Raw genomic sequence first — 281 nt, 5'->3', positions numbered from 1 at the left:
AAAAAAGTTTCAAAAAAGTGTTGACAAGCGAAAGCGACTGTGATATACTAATATAGTTGTCACTTGAGAGAAGCGAGTGACAAAGACCTTTGAAAACTGAACAAGACGAACCAATGTGCAGGGCACTATAACTAAGGTTATAGTACTGAACAATGAAAAAACAATAAATCTGTCAGTGACAGAAATGAGTGAGAACTCAAACTTTTAATGAGAGTTTGATCCTGGCTCAGGACGAACGCTGGCGGCGTGCCTAATACATGCAAGTAGAACGCTGAAGGAGG

At 39.9% G+C, this 281-nt stretch carries 1 rRNA gene; it reads left to right on the top strand.

Annotation, left to right across the window (positions count from 1 at the left end):
- Positions 1 to 203: 203 nt before the first annotated feature.
- Positions 204 to 281, top strand: a 16S ribosomal RNA gene (locus HMPREF2613_RS06320); the annotation flags it as partial.

The sequence above is a fragment of the Streptococcus sp. HMSC070B10 genome (genome assembly GCF_001808665.1).
GTDB lineage: Bacteria > Bacillota > Bacilli > Lactobacillales > Streptococcaceae > Streptococcus.
Note: the sequence above shows the minus strand (reverse complement) of the source record. Positions and strands in the feature narration are given on the sequence as shown.